At 60.2% G+C, this 25,290-nt stretch carries 20 protein-coding genes and 2 tRNA genes; 1 reads left to right on the plus strand and 21 read right to left on the minus strand.

All coding sequences use genetic code 11. From position 1 onward, the window contains the following. Positions 1-121: 121 nt before the first annotated feature. The 15 genes from pnp to rlmE all read right to left on the minus strand — a co-directional run bounded on the left by pnp (position 122) and on the right by rlmE (position 15,482). Positions 122-2,227 carry a polyribonucleotide nucleotidyltransferase gene (gene pnp / locus OGL93_RS19120; protein ID WP_263264445.1) on the minus strand — a complete coding sequence of 702 codons (2,106 nt, stop codon included), beginning with the start codon at positions 2,225-2,227 and terminating at the stop codon, positions 122-124. A 264-nt stretch (positions 2,228-2,491) separates the two neighbouring features. Further along, positions 2,492-2,761, minus strand: a complete 270-nt coding sequence (gene rpsO, locus OGL93_RS19125) for a 30S ribosomal protein S15 (protein ID WP_263264446.1) — start codon at positions 2,759-2,761, stop codon at positions 2,492-2,494. A 111-nt stretch (positions 2,762-2,872) separates the two neighbouring features. After that, positions 2,873-3,790, minus strand: a complete 918-nt coding sequence (truB, locus tag OGL93_RS19130) for a tRNA pseudouridine(55) synthase TruB (RefSeq protein WP_263264447.1) — start codon at positions 3,788-3,790, stop codon at positions 2,873-2,875. Between the two features lie 3 nt (positions 3,791-3,793). Continuing rightward, entirely contained in the window at positions 3,794-4,201 is a 408-nt protein-coding gene (gene rbfA, locus OGL93_RS19135; RefSeq protein ID WP_263264449.1) for a 30S ribosome-binding factor RbfA, read from the minus strand. A 135-nt stretch (positions 4,202-4,336) separates the two neighbouring features. Beyond that, entirely contained in the window at positions 4,337-6,865 is a 2,529-nt protein-coding gene (gene infB / locus OGL93_RS19140) for a translation initiation factor IF-2 (protein WP_263264450.1), read from the minus strand. 26 nt (positions 6,866-6,891) lie between these two features. Next, positions 6,892-8,373, minus strand: a complete 1,482-nt coding sequence (gene nusA / locus OGL93_RS19145) for a transcription termination factor NusA (RefSeq protein ID WP_263264452.1) — start codon at positions 8,371-8,373, stop codon at positions 6,892-6,894. A gap of 59 nt (positions 8,374-8,432) precedes the next feature. Further along, positions 8,433-8,891, minus strand: a complete 459-nt coding sequence (gene rimP, locus OGL93_RS19150) for a ribosome maturation factor RimP (protein ID WP_263264529.1) — start codon at positions 8,889-8,891, stop codon at positions 8,433-8,435. Between the two features lie 129 nt (positions 8,892-9,020). Continuing rightward, a tRNA-Met gene (locus OGL93_RS19155) sits at positions 9,021-9,097 on the minus strand. Between the two features lie 97 nt (positions 9,098-9,194). Beyond that, positions 9,195-9,280: transfer RNA gene (locus tag OGL93_RS19160), tRNA-Leu, on the minus strand. A gap of 19 nt (positions 9,281-9,299) precedes the next feature. Continuing rightward, on the minus strand, positions 9,300-9,683 hold the full coding sequence (gene secG, locus OGL93_RS19165; protein ID WP_263264453.1) for a preprotein translocase subunit SecG: 384 nt from the start codon (positions 9,681-9,683) through the stop codon (positions 9,300-9,302). A gap of 4 nt (positions 9,684-9,687) precedes the next feature. Then, entirely contained in the window at positions 9,688-10,443 is a 756-nt protein-coding gene (gene tpiA / locus OGL93_RS19170) for a triose-phosphate isomerase (protein ID WP_263264454.1), read from the minus strand. A 75-nt stretch (positions 10,444-10,518) separates the two neighbouring features. After that, a complete protein-coding gene (gene glmM, locus OGL93_RS19175) occupies positions 10,519-11,856 on the minus strand; it encodes a phosphoglucosamine mutase (protein WP_263264456.1) in 1,338 nt (445 codons plus the stop codon). A gap of 17 nt (positions 11,857-11,873) precedes the next feature. After that, positions 11,874-12,725, minus strand: a complete 852-nt coding sequence (folP, locus tag OGL93_RS19180) for a dihydropteroate synthase (RefSeq protein WP_263264457.1) — start codon at positions 12,723-12,725, stop codon at positions 11,874-11,876. Positions 12,726-12,733: 8 nt separating this feature from the next. Next, positions 12,734-14,641: an ATP-dependent zinc metalloprotease FtsH gene (ftsH, locus tag OGL93_RS19185; protein ID WP_263264458.1), complete on the minus strand. Its 1,908-nt coding sequence runs from the start codon at positions 14,639-14,641 to the stop codon at positions 12,734-12,736. 220 nt (positions 14,642-14,861) lie between these two features. After that, positions 14,862-15,482, minus strand: coding sequence for a 23S rRNA (uridine(2552)-2'-O)-methyltransferase RlmE (gene rlmE / locus OGL93_RS19190; RefSeq protein ID WP_263264459.1), 621 nt, complete (start codon positions 15,480-15,482; stop codon positions 14,862-14,864). Between the two features lie 104 nt (positions 15,483-15,586). On the opposite strand from rlmE, the gene yhbY reads away from it, so the two are divergent. After that, entirely contained in the window at positions 15,587-15,895 is a 309-nt protein-coding gene (gene yhbY / locus OGL93_RS19195; RefSeq protein WP_263264460.1) for a ribosome assembly RNA-binding protein YhbY, read from the plus strand. Positions 15,896-16,059: 164 nt separating this feature from the next. Here yhbY and greA read toward each other — a convergent pair whose 3' ends face one another. From greA to dnaK, 6 genes are all read right to left on the minus strand, one after another. After that, complete coding sequence (greA, locus tag OGL93_RS19200) at positions 16,060-16,536, minus strand: transcription elongation factor GreA (RefSeq protein WP_263264461.1); 477 nt, start codon at positions 16,534-16,536, stop codon at positions 16,060-16,062. Continuing rightward, a complete protein-coding gene (gene carB, locus OGL93_RS19205) occupies positions 16,533-19,754 on the minus strand; it encodes a carbamoyl-phosphate synthase large subunit (RefSeq protein WP_263264462.1) in 3,222 nt (1,073 codons plus the stop codon). Before carB ends, greA begins: the two co-directional genes overlap by 4 nt. A 116-nt stretch (positions 19,755-19,870) precedes the next feature. Continuing rightward, complete coding sequence (gene carA, locus OGL93_RS19210) at positions 19,871-21,007, minus strand: glutamine-hydrolyzing carbamoyl-phosphate synthase small subunit (RefSeq protein ID WP_263264463.1); 1,137 nt, start codon at positions 21,005-21,007, stop codon at positions 19,871-19,873. Between the two features lie 195 nt (positions 21,008-21,202). Next, on the minus strand, positions 21,203-22,006 hold the full coding sequence (gene dapB / locus OGL93_RS19215) for a 4-hydroxy-tetrahydrodipicolinate reductase (RefSeq protein WP_263264464.1): 804 nt from the start codon (positions 22,004-22,006) through the stop codon (positions 21,203-21,205). Between the two features lie 25 nt (positions 22,007-22,031). Next, complete coding sequence (gene dnaJ, locus OGL93_RS19220; RefSeq protein WP_263264465.1) at positions 22,032-23,156, minus strand: molecular chaperone DnaJ; 1,125 nt, start codon at positions 23,154-23,156, stop codon at positions 22,032-22,034. A gap of 160 nt (positions 23,157-23,316) precedes the next feature. After that, positions 23,317-25,233 (minus strand): molecular chaperone DnaK, encoded by a 1,917-nt coding sequence (gene dnaK, locus OGL93_RS19225; protein ID WP_263264466.1) that lies wholly within the window; start codon positions 25,231-25,233, stop codon positions 23,317-23,319. Between the last annotated feature and the right edge of the window lie 57 nt (positions 25,234-25,290).

A 25,290-nucleotide genomic window follows, 5' to 3' on the forward strand; every position in this document is an offset into this window, starting at 1 on the left:
CGTGCAACATGCAACTTGTGATGTAAATTTGCGTGCAAGTTGCAGGGGCACGAATCGCTTCGTTTGAATAAAAAAAACCCCGCATGAGCGGGGTTTTTCACTGCTGCGGCAAGCCGAAAGCTTAAACGCCCGATGCTTCCGCTGCCGGAACGTCCTTGATCGACAGCTTGATGCGGCCGCGGTTGTCCACGTCCATCACCAGAACTTTCACTTCCTGGCCTTCCTTCAGCACATCGGTAACCTTCTCAACGCGCTGGTCGCTGAGCATGGAGATGTGCACCAGGCCGTCCTTGCCCGGAAGAATGTTCACGAACGCGCCGAAGTCGACGATACGCTCAACCTTACCAACGTAGATCTTGCCGATCTCGGCTTCAGCGGTGATACCCAGAACGCGCTGGCGAGCGGCTTCGGCGGCTTCTTTGGTTTCGCCGAAGATCTTGATCGAACCGTCGTCTTCGATGTCGATCGAGGCTTTGGTTTCTTCGCAGATGCTGCGAATGGTGGCACCGCCTTTGCCGATGACGTCGCGGATCTTGTCGGTGTCGATTTTCATCGACAGCATGGTCGGTGCGTTGGACGACAGCTCCGAGCGGGACTGCCCGATGATCTGGTTCATCTGGCCGAGGATGTTCAGGCGCGCTTCCAGGGCCTGGCCCAGGGCGATTTCCATGATCTCTTCGGTGATGCCGTTGATCTTGATGTCCATCTGCAGCGCGGTCACGCCTTTGGCGGTACCCGCTACCTTGAAGTCCATGTCGCCGAGGTGGTCTTCGTCACCGAGGATGTCGGTCAGGATCGCGAACTTCTCGCCTTCCTTGACCAGGCCCATGGCGATACCGGCTACAGGGGCCTTCATCGGCACACCGGCGTCCATCAGCGCCAGGGAGGCACCACAGACCGACGCCATGGAGCTGGAGCCATTGGATTCCGTGATTTCCGAGACCACGCGAATGGTGTACGGGAATTCGGAATCGCTTGGCAGCATGGCTTGGACCGAACGACGCGCAAGGCGGCCGTGGCCGATTTCACGACGCCCAGCGCCACCCATGCGGCCACACTCGCCTACCGAGAACGGTGGGAAGTTGTAGTGCAGCATGAAGGGGTCTTTCTTCTCGCCTTCCAGGGTGTCCAGCAACTGTGCGTCGCGAGCGGTACCCAGAGTAGCTACCACCAGCGCCTGCGTTTCACCGCGGGTGAACAAGGCCGAACCGTGGGTTTTCGGCAGAACGCCGACTTCGATGTTCAGCGGGCGCACGGTGCGAGTGTCACGGCCGTCGATACGCGGCTTGCCGTTGACGATGTTTTCGCGAACGGTGCGGTATTCGATCTCGCCGAAGATCTCTTTGACTTCACCGGCGGTAGGTTGGCCTTCCTCACCGGAGAACTTGGCAACGACCTGGTCGCGCAGCTCGCCCAGGCGGGCATAGCGGTCGGCCTTGACGGTGATGGTGTAGGCGTCGGAAACCGCGGCACCGAATTCGCCACGGATGGCATCGAGCAGCGAAGTGTTCTGTGCCTTGGCGGACCATTCCCAAGTCGGCTTGGCGGCTTCGGCGGCCAGCTCCTTGACGGCCTGGATGACAACCTGGAACTCGTCGTGGGCGAACAGCACGGCGCCCAGCATCTGGTCTTCGGTCAGCTCTTTGGCTTCCGATTCAACCATCAGCACGGCGTCCGAGGTACCGGCAACGACCATGTCCAGGCTCGAAGCCTTCAGTTGCTCATAGGTCGGGTTCAGCAGGTAGCCGGTGCTTTCGTGGAAGGCAACGCGGGCAGCGCCGATCGGGCCTTCGAACGGAATACCGGAAATGGCCAGGGCGGCCGAGGTGCCGATCATCGCAGCGATGTCCGGATCGGTCTTCTTGCTGGTGGACACCACGGTGCACACCACCTGGACTTCATTCATGAAGCCTTCGGGGAACAGCGGGCGGATCGGCCGGTCGATCAGGCGCGAGGTCAGGGTTTCCTTCTCGGAAGGACGACCTTCACGCTTGAAGAAACCGCCAGGGATCTTGCCGGCGGCGTAGGTTTTTTCCTGATAGTGGACCGACAGAGGGAAAAAGCCCTTGCTTGGATCGGCATGTTTAGCACCAACCACGGTTACCAGCACGGTCACGTCGTTATCGACGGTGACCAGCACGGCGCCGCTGGCTTGACGGGCGATACGGCCAGTCTCGAGGGTTACGGTCGATTGACCGAATTGAAACTTCTTGATTACCGGGTTCACGGCTTCCTACCTTCTATTTCACTTGGGGAAATCTGTACTAGGCCCTGTACCGATGATTTCGTACAAAGCCTCTGAATGTTTGGGCGCCAACGGGATTCGGCCCGTTCTACGTCCGGATAAAACTTGAGGCTGGAAACCCGCCCCTTCGAGCACTGAGCTCGAGAAGGCGGGCCGCCAACCTCATTGAGTCGCACGACGCCGGCGACGATTGCGCGTGAAGCGCGACCGTTGCCGAGGTCATGCACACCACTGGCCGGGCCGCTATCAGCGACGCAGGCCCAGGCGACCGATCAGGGCGCTGTAACGCGGTGCATCTTTGCCCTTCAGGTAGTCCAGCAGCTTACGGCGCTGGTTGACCATGCGGATCAGGCCACGACGCGAGTGGTGGTCCTTACCGTTGGCCTTGAAGTGGTCTTGCAGCTTGTTGATGTTGGCGGTCAGCAGGGCTACCTGCACTTCCGGAGAACCGGTGTCGCCAGCAGCTTGCTGATATTCACCAACGATACGAGCTTTTTCTTCAACGCTGAGTGCCATTTGGCTGTCTCCATTTCACGGAACCGCAAAGCGATTCCAATAGGCCAGGGTATAAACCCCGTCGTTTAATAAGAGGAATGACCGCGCCTACTGACAGCCACCCTCGTTCGGTCATTCAGACCGAATCAGCCGACGCGGCGCAATGCGCCCGTCTTCGCTCACTTCACCGATCCCGATGAAGCGGCCATTGTGATCTTGCACCCGCACCATGCCGAAAGCCGGAGCTTCCGGGGCACGAACCGGTTGGCCATGCAACCAGTAAAACGCGCTGTGTTCCGAGAACTGCAGCAGCGGCCAGTCTTGCAAGCCGCTGTCCGCGGGAAGCAGGAACTGGTCCAGCGCCTCGTTGCCGCCTTCGGCATGCGCCTGCTCGAGGGCTTCGAGGGTGACAGTCTGAGCGAGCTGGAACGGCCCGGCATGGGTACGCCGCAGTTGAGCTACATAGGCCCCACAGCCAAGCCGCTCGCCGATGTCCTCGACCAGGGTTCGGATATAGGTGCCTTTGCTGCATTGCACCGCCAGCGTAGCCCGCGTGTCATCCACTGCGAGCAACTCAAGGCTGCCAATAGTAACAGAACGTGCCTCACGCTCCACTACTTCCCCAGCTCGGGCCAACTTGTACAGCGGCTGCCCGTCGCGCTTGAGCGCCGAGTACATCGGCGGAACCTGCAGGATAGGGCCCCTGAAGCTCGGAAGCACCGCTTCGATATCGGTACGACCGACGGTGACCGCCCGCTCGAGCAGAACATCGCCCTCGGCATCGGCCGTCGTGGTGGTAACCCCTAACTGCATGACCGTTTCGTATCCCTTGTCGGAATCGAGCAGGTACTGGGAAAACTTCGTCGCCTCGCCGAAGCACAGCGGTAGCACTCCGGTCGCCAGCGGGTCGAGGCTTCCGGTATGCCCTGCCTTTTCCGCGTTAAGCAACCAACGGACCTTTTGCAGCGCCGCATTGGAAGTGAAGCCCTGGGGCTTGTCCAGCAGGATGATGCCGCTGACGTTCCGGCGGATACGTTTGACCTGTGCCACCGATCAATCCTCGTCCGTGCTGTTCGGCTCGGGCGCCGCTGGCGCGTGCTGGCTGTCCTCGGCGACAGCACGTTCGATCAACGCCGACAGATGAGCGCCACGGGCCACGCTTTCGTCATAGTGGAAGTGCAACTGCGGCACGCTGCGCAGTTTCATCTCACGCCCCAGCTGGGTGCGCAGGAAACTGCCCGCGGCGTTGAGAACCTTGATGCTCTGCGCGACCTGCTCGCCGCCGTCATCCCCCATCACGGTGATATACACCTTGGCGTGGCCCAAGTCCCGGGTGACATCCACCGCGGTGATCGTGACCAGGCCAACGCGTGGGTCTTTGACTTCGCGGCGGATCAGCTGCGCCAGTTCGCGCTGCATCTGGTCGCCGATTCGTTGGGTACGGCTATATTCTTTTGCCATGGCAAGACTACCTGTATCGACCACCCGCACCGCAGGTGGCTTGAAAGCGGCAAACGCCCGGCCCGGCGAGAGGCCGAACCGGGCGTTGCGTGAGGGAGCGGGTGGCGAACACGCCGACTCCCGACTTGAGACAGCTTAGAGCGTACGGGCCACCTGGACTTTCTCGAACACTTCGATCTTGTCGCCGACCTTGACGTCGTTGTAGCTCTTCACGCCGATACCGCACTCCATGCCGGCGCGCACTTCGGACATGTCGTCCTTGAAGCGACGCAGCGACTCGAGTTCGCCTTCGAAAATCACCACGTCTTCGCGCAGTACGCGAATCGGGCGATTACGGTGCACGATGCCTTCGAGCACCATGCAGCCGGCGATGGCACCGAACTTCGGCGAGCGGAACACGTCACGCACTTCGGCGATACCCAGGATGTTCTCGCGGACATCGCTGCCAAGCATGCCGGTGAGGGCCTTCTTGACGTCTTCGATGATGTCGTAGATCACGTTGTAGTAACGCATGTCCAGGCCTTCTTGCTCGACGATCTTGCGAGCGCCGGCATCGGCACGCACGTTGAAGCCGAACACCACGGCACTGGAGGCGAGCGCCAGGTTGGCATCGCTTTCAGTGATGCCACCCACGCCACCGGCCACGACGCGCACTTGCACTTCGTCGTTGCCCAGGCCACCCAGGGCGCCTTGCAGCGCTTCCAGAGAACCACGCACATCGGCCTTGAGCACGATGTTGAGGGTCTTCTTCTCTTCCTGGCCCATGTTCTCGAAGATGTTTTCCAGCTTGCCAGCGTGAGCACGGGCGAGCTTGACCTCGCGGAACTTGCCTTGACGGAACAGGGCGACTTCACGTGCCTTCTTCTCGTCAGCCACCACGCTCATTTCGTCGCCAGCATCCGGGGTGCCGTCCAGGCCGAGGATCTCGACTGGGATGGACGGCCCGGCTTCTTTCACGTTCTTGCCGTTTTCATCGAGCATGGCGCGGATGCGGCCAAAGTTCGAACCGACCAGAACCATGTCGCCCTGGCGCAGGGTACCGTCTTGTACCAGCACCGTTGCAACCGGCCCACGGCCCTTGTCCAGGCGGGACTCGACCACCACGCCGCGGCCTGGTGCCGCTGGGCTCGCCTTGAGCTCGAGCACTTCAGCCTGAAGCAGAACGGCTTCGAGCAACTCGTCGACACCGGTACCCATTTTTGCCGAGACCGGAACGAATGGGGTATCGCCGCCCCACTCTTCGGAGGTCACGCCGTGAACCGACAGCTCGCTTCGAATGCGGTCCAGGTCTGCCCCGGGCTTGTCGATCTTGTTCACCGCGACAACCAGCGGAACACCCGCAGCCTTGGCGTGCTGAACGGCTTCGATGGTCTGCGGCATCACGCCGTCGTCCGCGGCCACTACCAGGATGACGATGTCGGTCGCCTTGGCACCACGGGCACGCATGGCGGTAAACGCAGCGTGGCCCGGGGTGTCGAGGAAGGTGACCATGCCACGGTCGGTTTCCACGTGGTACGCACCGATGTGCTGGGTAATGCCACCGGCTTCGCCCGCGGCGACCTTGGCGCGACGGATGTAGTCGAGCAGCGAGGTCTTACCGTGGTCAACGTGACCCATGACGGTAACCACCGGCGCGCGAGCGACGGTTTCGCCTTCATAGCGAAGCGATTCGGCCAGGGACTCTTCCAACGCGTTGTCGCTGACGAGCTTGACCTTGTGACCGAGCTCTTCGGCAACCAGCTGGGCAGTGTCCTGATCCAGCACTTGGTTGATGGTCACCGGAGTGCCCAGCTTGAACATGAACTTGACCACTTCAGCGCCCTTGACGGACATCTGCTGGGCAAGGTCGGACACCGTGATGGTTTCACCAATCACTACATCACGTACAACCGGGCCGGTCGGGCTCTGGAAGCCATGCATGTTGCGCTTCTTGAGCTTGGACTTGCCACGGCCACCACGACGGAAGCTGTCGCTTTCTTCATCGGTGGTACGCGGAGCAGCACGCGGCGTCGGTGCTTTTTCCTTGACGGTGGCGCGGTGCGGCTGGCCCTTGCGTTCGCCACGACGATCGTCGTCGGTGCTCGCCTTGGGTTTATCCGGACGACGCGCGTCGTCGCGCTTGCGCACTTCGACCGTTTGGGTCGGAACGGCGGGGCGCTCAGGGGCGGCCACAGGCTCGACGTAGGTGGACGGCGCGGCCACGGGCTCGGCTGCCGAGGCAGGCGCGGCGCTGGTAGCGCCACCAGCTGGAGCTGCCTTACGAGCTTCCTCTTCGGCGCGCAGGCGTGCCTGCTCCTCGGATTTTTCCCGTGCGGCGTTCTCAGCGGCACGACGCTCTTCGAGTTCGCGGCGCTGTTCGGCCTCGATCTCTTCAGGGCTGCGCTTGACGAAGGTCTTCTTCTTACGGACCTCGACGCTGATGGTCTTGCTGCCGGCCACCCGCAATGTGCTGGTGGTCTTGCGCTGCAGGGTAATCTTGCGGGGTTCTTCCACTTTTGCCTTGTGACTGCTTTTCAGGTGCGCCAACAGCGCTTGTTTTTCGGTATCGGTCACAACCTGGCCAGCGTCGGTATGCGGCAACCCCGCCTCACGCATCTGTTGCAACAGGCGCTCCACCGGTGCGGCGACCTCTTGGGCCAGTTCTTTCACCGTGACTTGCGTCATGCACTTCTCTCCTCAGGCCGCGCCAGTTACTCGAACCAATGGGCTCGGGCGGCCATGATCAACTTGCCGGCACGCTCTTGGTCGATGCCGTCGATGTCGAGCAAATCGTCAATAGACTGCTCGGCCAGGTCTTCGCGGTTAACCACACCGCGTACCGCCAGTTCCTTCGCAAGGTCTGCATCCATACCGTCGAGGGAAAGCAGGTCTTCAGCCGGTTGGGCGTCGGCAAGCTTCTCCTCGGATGCGATGGCTGCGGTCAACAGGCGATCCTTGGCCCGAGCACGAAGCTCATTGACGATCTCTTCATCGAACCCGTCGATGTTGAGCATTTCTTCCAAAGGCACGTAGGCGATTTCTTCCAGGCTGGTGAAACCTTCGTCCACCAGCACCTGGGCAAGCTCTTCGTCGACTTCGAGTTGCTCGACGAAATTGCGCAGGATGTCGCCGGTTTCGGCCTGTTGTTTAGCCTGGATATCCGACTCGGTCATGACGTTGAGCGTCCAGCCCGTCAGCTGGCTGGCCAGGCGAACGTTCTGCCCGCCGCGGCCGATGGCCTGGGCGAGATTGTCAGCCGCAACGGCGATATCCATGGCATGCGCGTCTTCATCAACGATGATTGCCGCGACTTCCGCCGGGGACATCGCATTGATGACGAACTGTGCAGGGTTGTCATCCCACAGGACGATATCCACGCGCTCGCCACCCAATTCACCGGACACCGCTTGTACGCGGGAACCGCGCATACCGATGCAAGCGCCCTGAGGGTCGATGCGTTTGTCCTTGGAGCGAACGGCAATTTTTGCTCGAGAGCCTGGATCACGCGAAGCGCCCATGACTTCGATCAGCCCTTCGGCGATTTCTGGCACTTCGATGCGGAACAGCTCAATGAGCATTTCCGGCGCCGTACGAGACAGGATCAACTGCGGCCCGCGGTTTTCACTGCGGATTTCCTTGAGCAGCGCACGAACGCGCACGCCGACCCGGAAGGTTTCGCGAGAGATGATGTCTTCACGCGCCAGCAATGCCTCGGCATTGTTGCCAAGGTCTACGATCACGTTGTCGCGGGTAACTTTCTTTACGGTGCCGGAGATGATCTCCCCGACTTTTTCACGGTAAGCATCGACAACCTGAGCACGTTCGGCTTCGCGCACTTTCTGCACGATTACCTGCTTGGCGGTTTGTGCTGCGATGCGGCCGAATTCGATCGAGTCGATCTTCTCTTCGATGATGTCGCCGGCGACGGAATCGGGCTTGCGCGCCTGAGCCTGGTCAACGGCCAGCTGGATGGCAGGGTCATCGAAGTTTTCGTCCTCGACAACGGTCCAGCGCCGGAAGGTTTCGTAGTTCCCGGTATGGCGGTTGATTTCCACCCGCAGATCCACTTCGTCCTCGAACCGCTTTTTAGTCGCGGTAGCCAGGGCGATTTCCAGCGCTTCAAATATTACGCCCGCCGGCACGCCTTTTTCATTGGATACCGATTCAACAACCAGCAGTACTTCTTTACTCATCGTACGCCTCGCCTTTCGCAAGCCTTTGGATCCGCTATTCGCGCGGAACCCGAAACGTCTCAGTCAAAACTGGGAATAATGTTTGCTTTATCGATTGAATCGATCGGCAACAAGAATTCATGGTCATCGACCTGGACCACCACATCCTGTTCTTCCACACCGCGAAGCAGGCCCTGAAAATTGCGCCGGCCTTCAAAGGGCGTGCGCAACTTGATTTTCACCTGGTCGCCAGCGTGGGCAGCGAACTGCTCAAGCGTGAACAACGGGCGATCCATGCCTGGGGAGGAAACTTCAAGGGTGTACTCCACGGCAATAGGGTCTTCAACATCGAGCACCCCACTGACCTGCCGGCTGACGATCTCGCAGTCGTCTACCAGTACCCCGCCTTCCTTATCGATAAAAATACGCAGCAGTGAGTGGCGGCCCTGGGATATGTACTCTATACCCCAACATTGATAGCCAAGCGCCTCGACCACTGGGGCCAGTAAGGCCTGCAACTGTTCTAGCTTGCTCGACACCTGAACCCCCTCGTGCATGCTGTGCAAATAAAAAATGGGCGAAACGCCCACCCTGGAAACGTCGCCGGAAGGCGACGTCATGTGCTGATCAGCTAACAAAAAGCCCCTGAACAGGGGCTCCGCTGAAACTGGTTGCGGGGGCTGGATTTGAACCAACGACCTTCGGGTTATGAGCCCGACGAGCTACCAGACTGCTCCACCCCGCGACATAGCTGGCCCGAAAGTATACGGCTTCGGACCTGAACGGTCAATCAACAGCACTAGAACAAGAAAGCCCGCACAAAATGCGGGCTTCTTGTATGTTGGTACCGAGAAGGGGACTCGAACCCCTACACCCTATGGGCACAACCACCTCAAGGTTGCGTGTCTACCAATTCCACCACCTCGGCAAAACTCTTTGAAACCCTGTTACTTCTGCTCTTGAGCCGGAGGAACATCAGTAGTGTTCACGCCGCTTTTATGCTCTTGAAGCACCGGAACATCATCTGCTGCCGGCTTTTGCTGTGGCACTTCTAGAACCGCTGGATTAGGAAGACCTGCTTGACTCAACTGGTGAGCCTTTTCTTTAGCAAAGTAACCTAACCCTAAGCTGGTCAAGAAGAAACATGCAGCGAGTATACCAGTAAACTTACTCAGAAAGGTAGCGGAACCTTGGCTTCCGAACACAGTATTTGAAGCTCCTGCGCCGAAAGATGCACCTGCTTCAGCACCTTTCCCCTGTTGCAGCAGCACGAGTACAACTACCCCAAGTGCGCCCAACAGATGAAACACTACTACGACGTTTTCCAGCATCTTGTCAGCTTCCCGCGGCGCGACAGATCGCACCGAACTCATCTGCATTCAAGGCGGCACCACCAATCAGCCCCCCGTCGATATCCGGCATACGGAACAGCTCAGCCGCGTTGGCCGCCTTTACGCTGCCGCCGTACAAAAGTCGCACGCTTTGTGCAACTTCGGAATTACTGGCCGCCAGCCTGGCGCGGATGGCCTTGTGCACTTCCTGCGCCTGTTCGGGCGTTGCGGTCAAACCTGTGCCAATCGCCCAAACCGGCTCATAAGCAATAACTGCGCGGGAGAAAACCTCTACCCCAAGCGAGTCGATGACGCTGTCAAGCTGCGCTCCAACAACATCAAAGGTGCGCTCGGCCTCACGATCCTCGAGAGTTTCGCCTACACAGAGCACCGGGGTAAGCCCAGCTTCCTGCGCGGCTTTGAACTTGGCTACCAGTACGCTTTCGTCCTCGCCGATAATCTGCCTGCGTTCCGAGTGCCCGATAAGGACAAGAGAACAACCGACATCAACCAGCTGGCTCGCTGCCACTTCACCGGTCAAGGCACCAGGCCCAGACTGGGTCGCGACGTTCTGCGCACCGACCGCAATGCTCACCTCTCGCAACGCTTCAACCGCTTCGCTGACGTGGAGGAATGTCGGGAAAATCGCGACCTCTACTGTCGCTGAAAACTCCTGACTTTTCAACCCCTTGAGCAGCTCCGCCACGCTGGAGCGGGTACCGTTCATTTTCCAGTTACCAGCTACCATCAAGCGACGCATGCTTTACCTCGTCGGTCAAAGTGGGCGCAGATGTTACCCATAACAAATGCGGGTGGCAAGCCTTCGGCGAATCATTCATGCACAAACTTCCTCTACAAGCTTGGCCAGCTCGTCTGCGTAACGACGCACCTGAGCTTCTTCATCGCCCTCGACCATAACCCGGACCAGCGGCTCGGTACCCGACTTGCGCAACAGTACCCGACCACGCCCTCCCATGGCCTCGGTTACGCGCTGGCAGGCTTGCTCCACCGCAGGATGCTCGACCGGGTCATGACCGCCACCGAAGCGTACATTGATCAGCACCTGCGGACATTTACGCAGGCCATGCCGAGCCTGGGAGAGCGTCTCTCCACGACGCTTGAGCGCCAGCAGCACTTGCAGCGCGGCGATGATCGCGTCGCCCGTAGTGGTGTGCTGCGAACAAACGATGTGGCCGGAATTTTCCCCACCGAGGGGCCAGTTGCGTTCGGCCATCTCCGCGATGACGTAACGATCGCCGACCTTGGCGCGGGTGAAAGGAATATCCTGGTCTTGCAAGGCCAGCTCCAGCCCCAGGTTACTCATCAACGTACCAACTACGCCGCCTTCGAGGCGCCCGCGCTCTTTAAGGTCGCGGGCGATGATGAACAGGAGTTCGTCGCCGTCGACGATGGCGCCGGTATGATCGACCATCAGCACGCGGTCACCATCGCCATCGAACGCTATGCCCATGTCGGCATGGCCCAGCAATACTGCCGCCTGCAAAGCCTCCATGTGGGTCGAGCCGCAGCTTTCATTGATATTGAGACCATCTGGCTGGGCCGAGATGACAGTCACCTGGGCCCCCAGCTCGCGAAATACATTGGGAGCCACTTTGTAGGTTGCGCCGTGGGCGCAATCCACCACCAACTTAAGCCCAGCGAAATCCGTACTGGTAGGTACGCTGCTTTTGCAGAACTCGATATAGCGGCCGGCCGCGTCGTTAATGCGCGACACCTTGCCCAGGCTGCCGGACTCCGCCACGGTCATGGGCTGGTCCATCAACTCCTCGATCATCAGTTCGATGTCGTCGGCAAGCTTGGTGCCTTGCCCCGAAAAGAACTTAATGCCGTTGTCGTGGTGCGGGTTATGCGAAGCACTAATAACGATCCCCGCCTCGGCGTGGAAGGTACGCGTGAGGTAGGCAATGGCGGGCGTAGGCATCGGGCCCAACAGCAGCACGTCCGCGCCAGCAGCCGAGAGGCCAGCTTCCAGCGCAGACTCGAACATGTAACCGGAGATACGAGTGTCTTTGCCTACCAACACCCTGCAGGCTCCCATCTTGCGGAATGCCATGCCCGCGGCCCAACCAAGCTTGAGCATGAAATCGGGGGTAATAGGGTACTGACCGACCCGGCCACGAATGCCATCGGTGCCAAAATACTTTTTGCTCATAAGTGCTCCGTTCGTTCTTATTCCGCCGCGTTGACCGCCGCAATCATGCGCACCACGTCCACAGTTTCAGCAACATCGTGCACGCGCAGGATCTTCGCGCCCTTGAACATGGCCATAGCAGCCAGCGCCAGGCTGCCGGCGAGGCGATCGTCAATCGGCTTGCCCAGGGTTTGGCCGACGATACTCTTGCGAGAAACTCCCACCAACAGCGGCCGACCCAGCGCATCAAGCGCTTCTAGGCGCCTAAACAGGCTCAAATTGTGCGCATGAGTTTTGGCAAAGCCGAAGCCTGGGTCGAGGATAATCCGCGACGCATCGATGCCTGCATTCTGACAGGCGAGCATTCGGTTCGCGAGAAAATCGGTCACTTCACCGACAAGATCGGTGTACTGGGGATTTTTTTGCATATCGCCCGGTTCGCCCAGCATGTGCATCAGGCAAACCGCGGCGTCCGTCTGCGCTGCGGCCTCTAGCGCACCGGCACGCTGCAATGCACGCACGTCGTTGATCAGCCCCATGCCCAGGCCGGCGCACTCAAGCATGACCTCGGGGGTAGAGGTATCCACCGAGATGATGACGTTCAATTCCGAGGCGATCGCCTCTACAACCGGGCAAACCCGGTCCAACTCCTCCTGTAACGAAACAGGCAGTGCACCTGGCCGGGTGGATTCACCCCCAACGTCGATAAGGTTGGCCCCTGCTTCAACCATGCCGCGGGCATGGGCCAGCGCACGCTCCAGCCCTTTGAAGCGGCCACCGTCGGAGAAAGAATCTGGGGTAACGTTGAGAATACCCATCACGTGGGTACTGGATAAATCAAGAACCCGGTTGCCGCAAGGCAACCGGGTCGTGTGTAGCGAGGAACTCATGCGAGGCCTTAGTGTTGAGCGGCGGGGCCACCGATAGGTGCTTCGGGGCGTTCGTTGCCCTTGGCCGCAGTGCCCGAAGAGCCCGAGCCGCCAGTCCAGTCACGAGGTTCACGTACCGGCCGCCCGGCCATGATGTCCTCGATCTGGTCGGCGTCGATGGTTTCGTACTTCATCAGGGCATCGGCCATGACATCGAGCTTATCGCGGTTATCGGCAAGGATCTGCTTGGCCGTGGTGTAGCAGTGATCAATGATGCTGCGAACTTCGGAGTCGATCATCTTGGCGGTTTCACCAGAGACGCTGCCATTCTGCGAGCCACCACCGCGGCCGAGGAACACTTCACCCTCTTCCTCGGCATACATCAGCGGCCCCATCTTCTCCGACAGCCCCCACTTGGTAACCATGTTTCGAGCGATCTGGCTGGCACGCATGATGTCGTTGGACGCGCCAGTGGTAACGCCATCGAAGCCCAGAGTCATCTCTTCGGCGATCCGACCCCCGTATAGCGAGCAGATCTGGCTGACCAGGGCACGCTTGGACAGACTGTAACGATCTTCTTCCGGGAGGAACATCGTCACGCCCAAGGCACGACCGCGCGGAATGATGGAAACCTTGTACACCGGATCATGCTCAGGAACGATGCGACCCACGATAGCGTGACCGGCTTCATGATAGGCAGTGTTGCGCTTCTCCTTGTCCGACATGACCATGGTCTTGCGCTCGGCACCCATCATGATCTTGTCTTTCGCCAGCTCGAATTCGCGCATTTCGACGATACGCTTTCCAGCGCGGGCAGCGAATAGCGACGCTTCGTTGACCAGGTTGGCCAGGTCGGCGCCGGAGAAGCCCGGAGTGCCACGAGCAATCACATCGGCATTGACGTCTTCGCTGACCGGAACCTTGCGCATATGGACCTTGAGGATCTGCTCACGGCCACGGATGTCTGGCAGGCCGACCACAACCTGGCGATCGAAGCGACCAGGGCGCAGCAGCGCTGGGTCCAGCACATCGGGGCGGTTGGTCGCGGCGATGACGATGATGCCGTCATTCATCTCGAAGCCATCCATTTCAACCAGCAACTGGTTAAGGGTTTGCTCGCGCTCGTCGTGGCCACCCCCCATACCAGCACCACGATGACGACCGACGGCGTCGATTTCATCGATGAAGATAATGCAAGGGGCGTGCTTCTTGGCTTGCTCGAACATGTCGCGTACACGGCTGGCGCCCACGCCAACGAACATCTCGACGAAGTCCGAACCCGAGATGGTGAAGAACGGGACCTTCGCCTCACCTGCGATGGCCTTCGCGAGCAAGGTCTTACCCGTGCCAGGTGGGCCAACCATCAGCACGCCGCGAGGAATGCGCCCACCCAGGCGCTGGAACTTGCCCGGATCGCGAAGGAATTCGACCAGCTCGCCCACTTCTTCCTTGGCCTCGTCGCAGCCAGCGACGTCGGCCAGGGTGGTTTTCACCTGGTCTTCAGATAATAGCCGGGCCTTGCTCTTGCCAAAGCTCATCGGCCCACCCTTGCCACCCGCACCACCTTGCATCTGCCGCATGAAGAACATGAACACGGCGATGATCACAAGGATTGGGAAGCTGGCGACCAGTAGTTGCGTCCAGATGCTCTGCTGCTCAGGCTGCTTGCCTTCGATGACAACGTGATTGTCCACCAGGTCGCCGATCAGGCCGTTGTCCTGAATCGCTGGGCGAATGGTCTTGAAGTTGTCACCGTCGTTGCGCTTGCCGGTGATGACGTAGCCGTCCACCTGCACGCGCTCAATCTTGCCGTCCTTCACCTGCTGGATGAAATCGGAGTAATTGAGGGTTTGCGGCTCGTTTGGGCTGGAGAAATTGTTCATCACCGTCACGAGAACGGCGGCGATGATCAGCCACAGGATGAGATTTTTTGCCATATCGTTCAATTCGCTACCCTCTGAAGCCAGTCTCTGAGACCTAGCGCCAGGCTTCGTATGATGTCCATCGGCCTAACTTACTACACAACCCTAGGCATGCGCAGACGCCGCTTGTAACGCTTTGTGAAACTTTTGACTGCGTAATACTCGCTTATGCTTCACGGCGACCACCATTTGAAAAAACCTATCGGCTACTGCAAGCGCGCCTTGAGTGTAGCCGTCAGCCTTTGAATCCGCGTGCCAGAAGGTATTGCTCGCGGGAACGATCCCGTGACGATAACGGTTTACGCATTTGAACCTTGTCGAACATCTGCCGAACGGTCTTGAGGTAGGTGTCGAACCCCTCGCCCTGGAAGATCTTGATCAAGAAATCGCCGCCCGGTTTCAATACCCGGCCAGCGAGGTCCAAGGCGAGTTCGCATAGAAACATCGCCCGCGGCATGTCCACCGCGCTCAATCCACTCATATTGGGGGCCATGTCGGAAATAACAAGGTCTACCTCGTCACTGCCGACCGCTTCGAGAATCCGCGCAAGCACAGCCTCCTGGGTGAAGTCCCCCTGGATGAAGGTCACATCGGGGATGCTGTCCATTTCCAGGATGTCCGATGCGATCAGCCGCCCCTGGCCGCCGATCAACCGGCTGGTGACCTGAGACCAGCCACCGGGAGCCGCGCCCAGGTCGATGACGGACATACCGGGGCGAATGAGCCGGTCTTTTTCCTGGATTTCAAGCAGCTTGTAGCTGGCCCGCGAACGATAGCCATCCTTCTGCGCCATCTTCACGTAGGGGTCGTTGAAATGTTCTTTCAGCCAATTATGGCTTGTCTTGGAACGGGCCACTGGGCACCTCTGGATGGGGCGGCGTTGCGTGTCGCTGGGCTTAGCACCAGGCGCTCGGGTAAAATGGCCGCCGTTTCATACGGTTTCAATCAAAGGGTCAGATTATGCCGCTCAATGCAGAGCAGAAAAAGCAATACAAATCCATCGGTCACCACTTAAAGCCGGTATTGATCGTCGCCGACAATGGCATTACCGAAGGTGTGGCGGCCGAGCTGGAGCGCGCCCTGGCCGATCATGAGCTGATCAAGATAAAGGTCAACATCCTGGATCGCGAGGAGCGCCTGGAGATGATTTCCAGCCTGTGCCAAGCGGGCCGCGCGGAGCTGGTGCAGGTAATCGGCAAGATGGCCTTGGTTTATCGGCGCAATCCTCAGCCCAACAAGCAGCTGTCCAATATTCACCGCTTCCACTGATCCCGCTATCGGCAGGGGCAAGCCATACGCTCATAGCCGGCTTGCCTAATGCCCCAGCGGCCGGGCTGACTCGCGACCAGGCGCAATACCGATTCAAGGCCTGCCACGAGCTAGCTCGGCGATAGCGGAGCAGCCGACCCCAGGTAAGGCCGGCCGCTATAAGGTCAGAGGTGCTCTACCTGAACGATCTCGTATTCGACGGGGCCGCTCGGGGTCTTCACCACGACGATGTCGCCTTCCTCTTTACCCACCAAAGCACGGGCGATTGGAGAGCCTACGGAGATCTTCCCGGCCTTGATGTCAGCCTCGTCTTCTCCCACGATCTGATACTTGAGCCGCTCGTCGGTCTCGGTGTTGGCGATCTCCACGGTGGTACCGAAGATCACTTTGCCGGTCGGTTCGATGGTGGTCACATCGATGACCACCGCATTCTGCAGGCGACCTTCGATGTCACGGATGCGCGCCTCCACCATGCCTTGCTGTTCGCGTGCAGCGTGATACTCGGCGTTTTCCTTCAGGTCTCCCAGTTCACGGGCAGTGCCGATGTCCTGGCTCAGCTTGGGCCGAACAACCTTGGTCAGGTGTGCGTGTTCTTCCTCCAGGGCGCGCGCGCCCTGGACGGTCATTGGGTATTTGATCATGCGTTGAGTCCTGCGTGTAGATCCTGCAAGCGGCGCACTGTCTTCTCAGGGCCGAACTTGAGTGCCTCGCAAATGGCTTCGCCCGCGGCGATGGTGGTGGTGCAATAAATCTTGTGCTGCAAGGCGTTGCGGCGAATCGAGTACGAATCGGCAATGGACTGGCGGCCCTCGGTGGTGTTGATGATCAAGGTCACTTCATCGTTCTTGATCATGTCCACCACGTGTGGGCGGCCCTCGGTCACCTTGTTCACGCGACGCACCTTCAGCCCGGCCGCCTCGATCACCTTGGCGGTGCCGCTGGTTGCCACGACCTCGAAACCGAGCTCGATCAGCTGGCGAGCAACGCTGGCCACAAAGGGCTTATCGTCATCGCGCACGCTGATGAAAGCGGTGCCGCCGGTGGGCAATACTTCGCTCGCCCCCATTTGCGCCTTGGCGAAAGCCTCGCCAAAGGTGTCGCCCACACCCATCACTTCCCCGGTGGATTTCATTTCTGGGCCGAGGATCGGGTCAACGCCAGGGAACTTGGCGAACGGGAACACCGCTTCTTTAACGCTATAGAAGTTGGGGATGATTTCTTTGGTGAAGCCGAGCTCTTTCAAGGTTTTGCCGGCCATCACACGCGCCGCGATCATCGCCAGCGAGGTGCCGATGCACTTGGACACGAACGGCACGGTACGCGAAGCGCGCGGGTTGACCTCGATCACGTAGATCTTGTCGCCCTGCAACGCCAGCTGAACGTTCATCAGGCCCACGACACCCAATTCCAGGGCCATCTTCTTGACCTGCTCGCGCACTTCGTTCTGCACGTGGTCGGGCAGCGAGTACGGCGGCAGCGAACAGGCCGAGTCGCCAGAGTGAACGCCGGCTTGCTCGATGTGCTGCATAATGGCGCCGATCACCACGTCGGTGCCGTCACAGACCGCATCCACATCCATTTCGATGGCGCAGTTGAGGAAGTGATCCAGCAGGACCGGGCTGTCGTTGGATACCTGCACTGCTTCACGCAGGTAGCGCTTGAGCTCATCGAGCTCGTAGACGATCTCCATTGCCCGGCCGCCCAATACATAGGAAGGGCGCACTACCAGCGGGTAGCCGATCGAGCCGGCAGCACGGATGGCTTCTTCTTCGCTGCGCACGGTCGCGTTTGGCGGCTGCAGCAGGTTCAAGCGCTGAACCATCTGCTGGAAGCGTTCGCGGTCTTCGGCGCGGTCGATGGAGTCCGGGCTGGTGCCGATGATCGGCACGCCAGCTTCTTCCAGGGCGCGGGCGAGTTTGAGCGGGGTTTGGCCGCCGTACTGCACGATAACGCCTTTAGGCTTCTCTACCCGCACCACTTCCAGCACGTCTTCGAGGGTCAGCGGTTCGAAGTATAAGCGGTCAGAGGTGTCGTAGTCGGTGGAAACGGTTTCCGGGTTGCAGTTGACCATGATGGTTTCATAGCCATCGTCGCGCAGGGCGAGGGCCGCGTGCACGCAGCAATAGTCGAACTCGATGCCCTGGCCGATGCGATTGGGGCCGCCACCGAGGATCATGATCTTGTCGCGATCGGACGGGTTGGCCTCACACTCTTCCTCATAGGTGGAATAGAGGTAGGCGGTATCGGTGGCGAACTCTGCAGCACACGTGTCGACGCGTTTGTAAACCGGGAAGATTTCCAGCTTGTGGCGATGACGACGCAGGTTTTTGTCGGTGACCCCCAGCAGCTTGGCCAGGCGCTGGTCCGAGAAGCCCTTGCGCTTGAGGCGGAACATCAGGTTCTTGTCGATATCGGCAAGGCCCAGCGTCTTGACCTTCTCTTCTTCCTTGATCAGGTCTTCGATCTGTACCAGGAACCAGTGGTCGATGCTGGTCAGGGCGAAGATTTCGTCACAGGTCATGCCGGCGCGGAAGGCATCGGCCACGTACCAGATGCGCTCGGCACCAGGCACGGTCAGCTCACGCTTGAGGATGCTGTGGAATTCCGGGTTGCTCGGCTCGACTTTCGGGTCCAGCCCGCACACGCCCACTTCGAGGCCGCGCAGGGCCTTCTGCAAGGACTCCTGGAAGGTTCGGCCGATGGCCATGACTTCACCCACGGATTTCATCTGGGTGGTCAGGCGGGCGTCGGCCTTGGCGAACTTCTCGAAGGCGAAGCGTGGCAGCTTGGTGACCACGTAGTCGATGGACGGCTCGAACGAGGCCGGGGTTTTGCCGCCGGTGATGTCGTTTTGCAGTTCATCGAGGGTGTAACCCACCGCCAGCTTGGCCGCGACCTTGGCAATCGGGAAGCCAGTGGCCTTGGAGGCCAGTGCTGATGAACGCGAAACCCGCGGGTTCATCTCGATCACGACCATGCGGCCGGTGTTTGGGCAGATACCGAACTGCACGTTGGAGCCGCCGGTTTCCACGCCGATCTCACGCAGCACCGCCAGCGAGGCGTTGCGCATGATCTGGTATTCCTTGTCGGTCAGCGTCTGTGCTGGGGCGACGGTGATCGAGTCGCCGGTGTGCACGCCCATCGGGTCGAAGTTCTCGATGGAGCAGACGATGATGCAGTTGTCCTTTTTGTCGCGGACAACTTCCATTTCGTATTCTTTCCAGCCAATCAACGACTCGTCGATCAGCAGTTCCTTGGTCGGCGACAGGTCCAGGCCGCGGGCGCAGATTTCTTCGAACTCTTCGCGGTTGTAAGCGATGCCGCCGCCGGTGCCGCCCATGGTGAACGATGGGCGGATGATGCAAGGGAAGCCGAGGGTTTCCAGCACGGCGTTGGCTTCTTCCATGCTGTGGGCGATACCGGAGCGCGGGCAGGCCAGCCCGATGGCCTTCATGGCCTTGTCGAACCGCGAGCGGTCTTCAGCCTTGTCGATGGTGTCGGCATTGGCGCCGATCATTTCAACGCCGAACTTCTCCAGCACGCCTTCGCGCTCCAGGTCCAGCGCGCAGTTGAGCGCGGTCTGGCCGCCCATGGTCGGCAGCAGGGCGTCTGGGCGCTCAGCCTCGATGATCTTGGCGACGGTCTGCCACTTGATCGGCTCGATGTAGGTGGCATCGGCCATGGCCGGGTCGGTCATGATGGTGGCGGGGTTGGAGTTCACCAGGATGACCCGGTAGCCCTCTTCACGCAGCGCCTTGCAGGCTTGTGCGCCGGAGTAGTCGAACTCGCACGCCTGGCCGATGACGATCGGCCCTGCGCCGAGGATCAGGATGCTTTTGATGTCTGTACGTTTTGGCATGGTTGTCACTCAAATCCGCGGATCGGTCGGCGGGCCCGGCGGGGCGAGCCACCTCGAACATTCAAGGGCGGCGCCAGGCCGCCCGGGCCCGGCCGCGCAGGCCAGGCAGTTGGCAGTTAGCGGCGCTTGGCCATGGCGTCGATGAAGCGGTCGAACAGCGGCGCGACGTCGGTCGGGCCCGGGCTCGCTTCTGGGTGGCCCTGGAAGCTGAACGCGTCCTTGTCGGTCAGCTCGATGCCCTGCAAGGTGCCATCGAACAGCGACTTGTGGATGGCCCGCACATTGCCCGGCAGGGTGCTTTCGTCTACCGCGAACCCGTGGTTCTGGCTGGTGATCATTACCACGCCGGTGTCCAGGTCCTGGACCGGGTGGTTGGCACCGTGGTGCCCGGTTTCCATCTTGACGGTGCGGGCACCGGCGGCCAGGGCCAAAAGCTGGTGGCCCAGGCAGATGCCGAACACCGGGGTGGGCGTTTCGAGGATTTCCTGGATAGCCTTGATCGCGTAGTCGCAGGGCTCGGGATCGCCAGGTCCGTTGGACAGGAACACACCGTCGGGCTTGAGCGCGAGCACTTCGCTGGCCGGCGTCTGCGCCGGGACCACGGTCAGGCGGCAGCCACGGGCGACCAGCATGCGCAGGATGTTCAGCTTCACCCCGTAGTCATAGGCCACTACGTGATAAGGGAGCTCTTCGTCCTTGAGAATGGCATGGGTGTCGGTCGCCAGCGCCCACACACCCTCACGCCATTGGTACGAATCCTTGGTGCTCACTTCCTTGGCCAGGTCCATGCCCTTCAGGCCAGGGAAGCCGCGGGCAGCGGCGATGGCTGCCTCTTCGGAGATGTCGTCACCGGCGAGGATGCAGCCGTTCTGGGCGCCTTTTTCACGCAACAGACGGGTCAGCCGGCGGGTATCGATGCCCGCGATGGCGACCACACCGTTGGCCTTTAGGTAATCGGAGAGGGATTGGGTGTTGCGCCAGTTACTGGCCACCAGCGGCAGGTCGCGAATCACCAGGCCCGCGGACCACACACGGTCGGCCTCGGCGTCGAGCGCGGTGGTGCCCGTGTTGCCAATGTGCGGGTAGGTCAGGGTGACGATCTGCTGGGCATAGGAAGGGTCGGTAAGGATTTCCTGATAGCCGGTCATTGCGGTGTTGAACACCACCTCTCCGACGGTCTGGCCGTCGGCTCCGATCGCTTCACCGCGAAAGATGCTGCCGTCGGCAAGGGCGAGTATGGCTGGCTTAGTCAAGAAGACCTCCGATAAATCAAGCCTGAAAGGGCGATCGCAGGTTGTAAAAAAGCGGAGAGACGTATTGACACGTCGCCCCGCTTCTTCGTCGAATTATCTGCGCGCTTTTAGTGGACACACTAAAGCTGTAGCTTACAGAAAAGCGACATTTTGGTCCACCACCTGAACGCTTTAAATTCAAGGCGGTCAGGCTGCTCAACGCAAGTCGAGCACATCCTGCATGTCATACAGCCCCGCGGCGCGGCCATCGAGCCACATCGCGGCACGCACCGCGCCCTTGGCGAAGGTCATGCGGCTAGAGGCCTTGTGGGTGATTTCCACGCGCTCGCCGTCGGCGGCGAACAGCACGGTATGGTCGCCCACCACATCGCCCGCGCGCACGGTCGCGAAGCCGATGGTCTGACGGTCACGGGCGCCAGTCTGGCCTTCCCGACCGTAGACGGCCACCTGCTGAAGATCACGACCCAGGGCATTGGCCACCACTTCTCCCATGCGCAGCGCGGTACCCGAGGGCGCGTCGACCTTGTGGCGGTGGTGCGCTTCCATGATCTCGATATCCACCTCGTCGCCGAGCACGCGCGCGGCGGTGTCGAGCAACTTCAGGCACAAGTTCACGCCCACGCTGAAATTCGCCGCGAACACGATCGGGATTTCCTTGCCGGCTTCGGCCAGGCGCTCCTTTTCCTCGGTGCTGAAGCCGGTGGTCCCGATGATCATTGCCTTGCCAGCCTTGCGGCAGAACGCCAGATTTTTCAGGGTGACCGACGGATGGGTGAAGTCGATCAGCACGTCGAACTCTTCTGCCACTTTGGCCAGGTCCCCGGAGACCGGCACGCCGATCCGCCCCAGGGCAGCCAGCTCACCCGCATCGGCGCCTATCAAGGTGCTATCGGGCCGGTCAATGGCCGCGGTAAGCCCCGCGCCAGGGGTTTGCTGCACCGCTTCGACCAGGGTTTTCCCCATGCGGCCGGCGGCACCCATCACAGCTATACGTCGCATCCGTGAATCCTTTTGATCGTTCGCTTCAGAGGTCGCCAAAGAAGCGCTTCATGCCCTCGAACCAGCCGCTTGCCTTGGGCGAGTTCGTGGTGTTGCCTTCCAACGAAGCACGGAACTCCTCGAGCAGTTCCCGTTGCCGACGGTCGAGGTTGACCGGCGTTTCCACCGCCACCCGGCACAACAGATCGCCAGGGGCGCCGCCGCGAACCGGGGCCACGCCTTTCCCGCGCAAGCGGAACTGCTTACCGGTCTGGGTGCCATCCGGGATTTTCAACTTGACCCGTCCATCGAGGGTGGGCACTTCCAGTTCGCCGCCGAGGGCTGCGTCCGTGAAGCTGATGGGCACTTCGCAGTACAGGTTCTTGCCATCACGCTGGAAGATCGAGTGCTCACGCACATTGATCACCACATAGAGGTCACCCGTTGGGCCGCCCTGCGCACCCGCCTCGCCTTCGCCAGACAGGCGAATACGGTCGCCGGTGTCCACCCCTGGCGGCACCTTGACCGAAAGCGTCTTGAATTCTTCCACGCGACCTTCGCCGTGACACGCGTCGCAGGGGTCGGAAATCACCTTGCCCTGGCCATGGCAGCGCGGGCAGGTTTGTTGTACCGAGAAGAAGCCTTGCTGCATGCGCACCTGGCCGATGCCGGCGCAAGTGGGGCAAGTGATAGGCGCAGAGCCTTTTTTCGCGCCGCTGCCCTCGCAGACCTTGCAATTGACCAGGGTAGGCACGCGAATGCTGACGGTGGTGCCGCGCACCGCCTCTTCGAGGTCCAGCTCCAGGGTGTAGCGCAGGTCGCTCCCACGCTGGGCGCCGCCTCGGCTGCCGCCACGACCTCCACCGAAGAAGTCGCTGAACACATCACCAAAGATGTCGGAGAAATTGGCACCGCCAAAACCTGGCCCGCCGCCGCCCATCTGTGGATCTACACCGGCATGGCCGTACTGGTCGTAAGCAGCGCGCTTGCTGGCATCGGAGAGCACTTCATAGGCCTCGTTGGCCTCCTTGAAGCTCTCTTCCGCGGCCTTGTCACCCGGGTTGCGGTCGGGGTGATGCTTCATCGCCAGGCGGCGATACGCCTTCTTCAGGTCGGCTTCGCTCGCGCCCCGCTCTACCCCTAGTACCTCGTAATAATCACGCTTAGCCATATGGTTTTTTCACACCCTGAACCAGCCGGAGCACCCGGCAAACCAGGTGCTTGAAATTCCTGTATCCCAAACACGCCAACGCGGGGACCAAGGCCCCCGCGCGGCGACATGCTACCAGTCACCACGCTCTCGCAGGAAACCGGCCGATCACAAGCAGTAGTTACTTGGTCTCTTTCACTTCTTCGAACTCAGCGTCGACCACGTCGTCGTGCTTAGGCGCTTCTTCGCCTGCCTGCTGACCAGCAGCCTCTGGCTTATCGGCATCGGCATACATCTTCTGCGCTACCGGCCCGGTGACCTTGGACAGCTCTTCGATACGCGCTTCGATCGCGGCCTTGTCGTCGCCCTTCACAGCCGCTTCCAGTGCCGAAACAGCGGTCTCGATCGCCGTTTTTTCTTCAGCGGTCACTTTGTCGCCTGCTTCGCTGACCATCTTGCGGGTCGAATGCACCAGCGCGTCGCCTTGGTTACGGGCGCCAGCCAGCTCTTCGAACTTGCGATCTTCCTCGGCGTTGGCCTCGGCATCCCGCACCATCTGCTGGATTTCTTCCTCGGACAGGCCAGAGTTGGCCTTGATCACGATCGACTGCTGCTTGCCGGTCGCCTTGTCCTTCGCACCCACGTGCAGAATGCCGTTGGCATCGATGTCGAAGGTCACTTCGATCTGTGGAACGCCACGTGGAGCTGGCGGAATGTCGCTCAGGTCGAACTTGCCCAGAGACTTGTTCTGCGAGGCTTGCTTGCGCTCACCCTGCAGCACATGGATGGTTACTGCGTTCTGGTTGTCGTCGGCCGTGGAGAACACCTGCGACTTCTTGGTCGGGATGGTGGTGTTCTTTTCGATCAGCGGAGTCATCACACCGCCCATGGTTTCGATACCCAGGGTCAGCGGGCTGACATCCAGCAGCAGTACGTCTTTCACGTCGCCAGCCAACACGGCGCCCTGAATGGCGGCACCCATGGCAACGGCTTCGTCAGGGTTGACGTCCTTGCGTGCTTCTTTGCCGAAGAAGTCGCTGACCGTTTTCTGAACCAGTGGCATACGGGTCTGGCCACCGACCAGGATGACGTCGTCGATTTTGCCCACTTCGATGCCGGCATCTTTAAGCGCGATGCGGCAAGGCTCGATGGTGCGCTGAACCAGGTCTTCGACCAGCGATTCCAGCTTGGCGCGGGAGATCTTCACGTTCAGGTGCTTCGGCCCGGTAGCGTCAGCGGTGATGTATGGCAGGTTGACGTCGGTCGACTGCGAGGACGACAGTTCGATCTTCGCCTTTTCAGCCGATTCTTTCAGGCGCTGCATCGCCAGCGGATCACCCTTGAGGTTCATGCCGCTTTCTTTCTTGAACTCGTCGACGAGGTAGTCGATCAAGCGGATGTCGAAGTCTTCACCACCAAGGAAAGTGTCGCCGTTGGTGGCCAACACTTCGAACTGATGCTCGCCATCGACTTCGGCGATCTCGATCACCGAGACGTCGAAGGTGCCGCCACCGAGGTCATAAACGATGACGGTGTGGTCGCCCTTGGCTTTGTCCATACCGTAGGCCAAGGCGGCCGCGGTAGGTTCGTTGATGATGCGCTTGACGTCCAACCCGGCAATGCGGCCGGCGTCTTTGGTCGCCTGGCGCTGGCTGTCGTTGAAGTAAGCGGGAACGGTGATCACCGCTTCGGTTACCGCTTCGCCGAGGTAGTCTTCGGCGGTTTTCTTCATTTTCTTCAGCACTTCGGCCGAGATCTGCGGCGGTGCCATTTTCTGGCCATTCACTTCGACCCAAGCGTCGCCGTTGTCCGCCTTGGCGATCTTGTACGGCACCATCTTGATGTCTTTCTGAACGACTTCTTCTTCGAACTTACGGCCGATCAGCCGCTTTACCGCATAAAGCGTGTTGTGCGGGTTGGTGACGGCCTGGCGCTTGGCGGACTGGCCAACCAGGATTTCGCCATCGTTGGCGTACGCGATGATCGAAGGGGTGGTACGCGCGCCTTCGGCGTTTTCGATGACCTTGGCCTTACCGTTTTCAAGCACGGAGACACAGGAGTTGGTCGTCCCCAGGTCAATACCGATAATCTTGCCCATGTATGAAACTCTCCCGAAACTTTGAATTAGGTTGCCGCGCCAGTGGTGGCTGTACGC

The sequence above is a fragment of the Pseudomonas sp. RIT-PI-S genome (assembly GCF_025642975.1).
GTDB lineage: Bacteria > Pseudomonadota > Gammaproteobacteria > Pseudomonadales > Pseudomonadaceae > Aquipseudomonas.

What these genes read in the sequence shown, in the direction of transcription:
- rpsO (WP_263264446.1), bottom strand. Translation starts at nt 2,761, where the DNA reads ATGGCACTCAGCGTTGAAGAAAAAGCTCGTATCGTTGGTGAATATCAG.
- rbfA (WP_263264449.1), bottom strand. Translation starts at nt 4,201, where the DNA reads ATGGCAAAAGAATATAGCCGTACCCAACGAATCGGCGACCAGATGCAG.
- infB (WP_263264450.1), bottom strand. Translation starts at nt 6,865, where the DNA reads ATGACGCAAGTCACGGTGAAAGAACTGGCCCAAGAGGTCGCCGCACCG.
- nusA (WP_263264452.1), bottom strand. Translation starts at nt 8,373, where the DNA reads ATGAGTAAAGAAGTACTGCTGGTTGTTGAATCGGTATCCAATGAAAAA.
- secG (WP_263264453.1), bottom strand. Translation starts at nt 9,683, where the DNA reads ATGCTGGAAAACGTCGTAGTAGTGTTTCATCTGTTGGGCGCACTTGGG.
- tpiA (WP_263264454.1), bottom strand. Translation starts at nt 10,443, where the DNA reads ATGCGTCGCTTGATGGTAGCTGGTAACTGGAAAATGAACGGTACCCGC.
- glmM (WP_263264456.1), bottom strand. Translation starts at nt 11,856, where the DNA reads ATGAGCAAAAAGTATTTTGGCACCGATGGCATTCGTGGCCGGGTCGGT.
- folP (WP_263264457.1), bottom strand. Translation starts at nt 12,725, where the DNA reads ATGAGTTCCTCGCTACACACGACCCGGTTGCCTTGCGGCAACCGGGTT.
- ftsH (WP_263264458.1), bottom strand. Translation starts at nt 14,641, where the DNA reads ATGGCAAAAAATCTCATCCTGTGGCTGATCATCGCCGCCGTTCTCGTG.
- yhbY (WP_263264460.1), top strand. Translation starts at nt 15,587, where the DNA reads ATGCCGCTCAATGCAGAGCAGAAAAAGCAATACAAATCCATCGGTCAC.
- greA (WP_263264461.1), bottom strand. Translation starts at nt 16,536, where the DNA reads ATGATCAAATACCCAATGACCGTCCAGGGCGCGCGCGCCCTGGAGGAA.
- carB (WP_263264462.1), bottom strand. Translation starts at nt 19,754, where the DNA reads ATGCCAAAACGTACAGACATCAAAAGCATCCTGATCCTCGGCGCAGGG.
- dapB (WP_263264464.1), bottom strand. Translation starts at nt 22,006, where the DNA reads ATGCGACGTATAGCTGTGATGGGTGCCGCCGGCCGCATGGGGAAAACC.
- dnaJ (WP_263264465.1), bottom strand. Translation starts at nt 23,156, where the DNA reads ATGGCTAAGCGTGATTATTACGAGGTACTAGGGGTAGAGCGGGGCGCG.
- dnaK (WP_263264466.1), bottom strand. Translation starts at nt 25,233, where the DNA reads ATGGGCAAGATTATCGGTATTGACCTGGGGACGACCAACTCCTGTGTC.